This is a genomic window from Pseudomonas sp. JV245A (assembly GCF_032424515.1).
GTDB classification, from domain to species: Bacteria; Pseudomonadota; Gammaproteobacteria; order Pseudomonadales; family Pseudomonadaceae; genus Aquipseudomonas; species Aquipseudomonas protegens.
Genome location: NZ_VYKE01000273.1, coordinates 1 through 3,731 on the forward strand (window position 1 = coordinate 1; position 3,731 = coordinate 3,731).

Here is a 3,731-nt window from a genome sequence, read left to right on the forward strand (position 1 = left end):
TCGCTGATGCGCATGGCCCTGGCGGGCCAGCACGATGAGGTCAGCCATATCGTCTGCGCCACCCTGCAACAGTTGCACCGGCCACGGGCACAACCGCGGCCGCCGCTGGTGTCGCTGGACCGCTGGTTTGCCGACCTGCGCGAGGCGGCGCCGCAGCAGGGCGGGTTGTTCCTGCGCTGCCTGGCCGAAGCCGAGCACCTGTTGGCCACGCCCCGGGAGCTGGTGGTGCTGCATGGCGATATACACCACGACAATGTGCTGGACTTCGCCGAGCGCGGCTGGCGGGTGATCGACCCCAAGCGGGTCCATGGCGAGCGCACCTTCGATTTCGCCAACCTGATCTGCAACCCGGACCTGCCCAGCGCCACCGACCCTGTGCGCTTTGCCCGCCAGGTGCAGGTGATTGCCCGGGCGGCGCAGCTGGAGCCGCGCCGGCTGGTGCAGTGGGTGTTGGCCTTCAGTGGTTTGTCCGCTGCCTGGTTTCTCCAGGACGATCATCAGCCCGGGGCGCAGCACCAGCTCAAGCTCGCGGCTTTGGCCGCCCAGGCACTGGAGGGGTGAACTAGGGGTTTGCGTAAGTGCGGTATAGCGAATTTCCTACACGCGCTGTAATTCAATGCGCCTTCTGCGCACCGGGCTTTGTGTTTAATCTTCTTTCCCACAACTGCAGCGCAGGAAGCGCTCAGGATCAGGGAAGGTCGACCATTAGCACGGATGCTGCAGACAGGAAGTCATAATGGTCTTGGAAAAAACCCGCTTCGGCGGGTTTTTTTTCGTCCGGCATTTCGTGCCTGCAGCCTGGGTGCGGTGGCCGCTTTGATACTTCACGCAGTGGAACATGAACGTGGCAGGTTTTTTTCAGCCCGACGCTAAGCGCGGGCTTCTGTGCAAATGGCCGTGGTTGCGGCAGATCGTTGTAGTGGGTGCGGCGCTGCTGCCCACCTTGAGCTGGGGGGGAATGTCGTGCCAAGGGCCGGATTGCCCCGGCATTCTGACGATGCTGGCATTTTTCCTGGGGGCCTTTGTCCTGGCCAATATACTTGGCGCACTGTGGATGATTGGCCGGAAGATCAAGTCGGTCTGGCGGCGCTGGCGTGATCCGAATGGCCGTGAGGCGTGCGAGCCGCCGGCCACGGATGATGCCCCCGGCCATTGACGCCGGTGAGCAGGCGCTCTTCGCCGGCAAGCCGGCTCCTGCAGGTGTGGTCAACGAGTGATTTCGTTGCGGACCTTTTCCAGAGCCTGCTCCAGCAGCGGCAGGCCGATGGAGCCCAGGGCCAGGCGCAAGGCCTGGGGCACATGGGCGGTGGTGGCGAAGGGCTCGGCCGAGGTCACCGTTACCCCCTGATGTTCCAGGGCCGCCACCACGGCATCGGCCCGCCGCCCTTCCGGCAGTTTCAGCCAGAGAAAATACGATGAGCCATAGGCCTGGTAATCGCAGCCCTTGAGCACCCTCCGGGCCAGTTGCTGGCGGCTGCGGGCATCGTTGCGCTTCTGTTCTTCCAGGCTGTCCACCAGCCCCGACTCGATCCAGCGGCAGCCCAGGGTCACGGTCAGCGACGGGGTGCTCCAGGTGGACACGCGGATCGCCCGTTCCAGGGCCGGGATCATCTCCAGGGGCGCGACGATAAACCCCAGGCGCAAGCCCGAGGCGACGCTTTTCGACAGCCCGGAAATATACAGCGTGCGCTCCGGGGCCAGGGTCTGCAGCGGCGGCGGGGCCGGTTCGGCGAGGAAGGCGTAGGCGCCGTCCTCGATCAGCAGCAGGTCATGCTCGCGGGCCAGTTGCGCCAGGCGCCGGCGTTCGGCCAGGGGCATCACCGTGCCCAGGGGGTTGTGCAGGGTCGGCATGCAGTACAGCGCCCGCACCGGGCGCCGGCGGCACAGGGCCTGCAGGGCGTCGAGGTCCATCTGGCCGTTGTGCTGGGGCAGCGCTTCGAGGTCCAGGCGATGGACCTGGGCCAGGGTCTTGAGGCCGGGGTAGGTCAGGGCGTCCACTGCCAGGATGTCCCCGGGCTGGAGCAGCGCCAGCAGGCTCACCGCCAGCCCCTGCTGGGCGCCGTTGACGATCAGCACCTGCTCGGCGGCGACGCGGATCTCGCGGTTGCGCAGGTGCCGCGCCGCGGTCTGGCGCTCATGGGGGCGGCCGCCCTGGGGCGCGGAATGCAGCAGGGCATCCAGGTCGCCGGAGGCGGCTATCGCCCGCAGCCCCTCGCGCAGGCTTTCCGCCTGGCCGGGCAGGGACGGGTAGTTGAACGCCAGGTCCACCGAGGCGGCGCTGGCCGGGTGCTGTTCCAGGCCCATGCCCCGGGGCAGGCTGGTGTCGCGGACAAAGGTGCCGCGCCCGGGCTCGCCCACCACCAGGCCGATGGCTTCCAGCTCGTGATACACCCGCAGTGCCGTGGCCAGCGCCACCTGCTCGCTGGCCATCAGCGCCCGCACCGTCGGTAGCTGAGTGCCCGGGCACAGCTGGCCGGCGCGGATGCGCTGGGCGAAGTGATCGACGATGGTTTTGTAACGGGTACGGCGCATGCTCGGCCACCTCATGTATCTAGAACACTTTTTTGTTTGTATCAGGCAGGCGTCCTAATCTAGCGGCTTTTGCGCAGGAGCGCTCACATGCCGGACCTTTCCACCCTGTCGATTTTCCTCGGCGCCGTGCTGCTGTTGCTGCTGTCGCCGGGACCCAACATGGCCTTCGTCATCAGCCACGGCGCAGCCTATGGCTGGCGCGGTGGGGTGGCATCGGGGCTGGGGATCGGCGCAGCGGATATCGGCCTGACCCTGCTCACGGCCTCGGGCGTCACCGCCGTGGTGGCCAACTGGCCGCCGGCGTTCGACCTGATCCGCTATGCCGGGGTTGCCTACCTGTTGTGGCTGGCCTGGAAGGCCCTGGGCCAGCGGGGGGACCTGGACCTTGCCGATACACCCCGGGTGCCGCTGGCCACGGTGTTTGTCCGGGCCCTGTGCAACAGCCTGCTGAACCCCAAGGCGCTGCTGTTCTTCATGGTGTTCCTGCCGCAGTTCGTGCGCCCCGAGCACGGCAGCATCGCTGTGCAACTGGTGGTCCTGGGCTTGCTGCTGACCCTGGTCAGCGGGGTCTTCCATACCAGCCTGGGGATCTTCGGCGCGGCCTTGCGCCGTGGCTTGCCCGGCAGCGATTCGCGGCTGGCCCGCTGGCAATCCTGGCTGCTGGCGGCGGTGCTGCTGGCCCTGGCCCTGCGCCTGGCGCTGCTGGCGCGTCCGCTCTGATTCATCAGCCAATGGAGTTTGACCATGTACATCGCCGCCTTTATCTACCAGCCGGGCCAGCGCGACGAGGAGTTCCACCGCCTCAGTGCGCTGATCGACGAAATCGCCATCAGCCTGCCGGGCTTCGTCGGCGCCCAATCCTGGACCAGCGCCGACCAGGGGCTGATCAACGCCAGCTATTACTGGGAGGACGAAGCCTCGATCCAGGCCTTTGCCAGCCACCCCAGGCACATCGAAGCCAAGCGCCAGTACCGGCGCTGGTACGCCGGTTATCAGGTGGTGATTTCCAGGGTCGAGCGCACCTATGGCGATGGCGCCATCACCCAGTTGCTGGGCAATGCCCGCCAGGGCCCGGTGCGCCGTGCCTGAAAGCTCAGCCGGCTGCCAGCCGCGCGGCCGCGCGCAGGGTGATTTCCCGGCGCTTGTGCAGCGAATCCGCGGCGCGCTGGCGGGCCTGCTGCACCACGCTGGCGGGGGCG

The 3,731-nt window shown here is 67.2% G+C and carries 5 protein-coding genes; 4 read left to right on the forward strand and 1 reads right to left on the reverse strand.

Going from position 1 to position 3,731, the window contains the following annotated elements; all coding sequences use genetic code 11:
• Nucleotides 1-561, forward strand: a 561-nt coding sequence (locus tag F6S12_RS30320; RefSeq protein WP_315869731.1) for an aminoglycoside phosphotransferase family protein, incomplete at its 5' end; no start/stop codon positions are given.
• Between the two features lie 277 nt (nucleotides 562-838).
• On the forward strand, nucleotides 839-1,156 hold the full coding sequence (locus tag F6S12_RS30325; protein ID WP_053152913.1) for a hypothetical protein: 318 nt from the start codon (nucleotides 839-841) through the stop codon (nucleotides 1,154-1,156).
• A 50-nt stretch (nucleotides 1,157-1,206) separates the two neighbouring features.
• Here the strand turns inward: F6S12_RS30325 and F6S12_RS30330 are convergent, their stop codons facing one another.
• Entirely contained in the window at nucleotides 1,207-2,532 is a 1,326-nt protein-coding gene (locus F6S12_RS30330) for a PLP-dependent aminotransferase family protein (RefSeq protein WP_015636436.1), read from the reverse strand.
• Between the two features lie 87 nt (nucleotides 2,533-2,619).
• On the opposite strand from F6S12_RS30330, the gene F6S12_RS30335 reads away from it, so the two are divergent.
• Together F6S12_RS30335 and F6S12_RS30340 are read left to right on the forward strand one after the other, a co-directional pair.
• A complete protein-coding gene (locus F6S12_RS30335; RefSeq protein WP_315869732.1) occupies nucleotides 2,620-3,252 on the forward strand; it encodes a LysE family translocator in 633 nt (210 codons plus the stop codon).
• 24 nt (nucleotides 3,253-3,276) lie between these two features.
• Nucleotides 3,277-3,621: an antibiotic biosynthesis monooxygenase family protein gene (locus F6S12_RS30340; RefSeq protein WP_011062391.1), complete on the forward strand. Its 345-nt coding sequence runs from the start codon at nucleotides 3,277-3,279 to the stop codon at nucleotides 3,619-3,621.
• Nucleotides 3,622-3,731: the final 110 nt, after the last annotated feature.